The following is a 652-nucleotide window of genomic DNA, read 5'->3' on the forward strand; positions in this document are numbered from 1 at the left end:
AACGATCTCACGGGCACTCATGACGATTATTATCCCGAGCCACTACGCGGTGTGATTAATGAATGGAATGATTACATTTATCCAAACGTGAATAATGGGGTGTACCGTTGCGGTTTTGCTACTTCGCAAGAAGCGTATGAAGAGGCTTTTGAATCGTTGTTTTCGGCCTTAGATAAAATTGATGCTCATCTGGCGACCCATCGCTATCTAGCAGGCAATAAAATTACGGAAGCCGATTGGCGTTTGTTCACCACGTTAGTGCGTTTTGATGCCGTGTACGTTGGGCACTTCAAGTGTAATAAACAACGCATTGCCGATTACGTCAATATTCAGGGTTATCTGAAAGAGTTGTATCAGATTGACGGTATCGCCGATACCACCGATTTCTATCATATTAAGCGCCATTATTACTTCAGTCACACAGGGATTAATCCAACGCAAGTGGTGCCTGAAGGGCCTGATTTAGACTTTAGTTCTCCTCACCAAAGAGAAATGATCGGTTAGTTTGTAACGGTTCATCCAATACAAAGCCCTTAACGACGAACTGCGTTGTTAAGGGCTTTTATTCACGCTAAGTACTGGGAGATAGAGGGGCAATTTTTAAATATATGCTCGCCTTATTTAGCGCGGACGATGTCCATCACCAACTTAC

Annotated in this window: 1 protein-coding gene; it reads left to right on the plus strand. The window is 43.4% G+C overall.

Annotated elements, in window-relative coordinates; translation table 11 throughout:
• On the plus strand, positions 1 to 504 hold a 504-nt coding region (locus R7R78_RS27065), incomplete at its 5' end, for a glutathione S-transferase C-terminal domain-containing protein (RefSeq protein WP_225474729.1).
• Positions 505 to 652 lie beyond the last annotated feature (148 nt).

It is taken from the genome of Vibrio sp. 2134-1 (assembly GCF_033339495.1).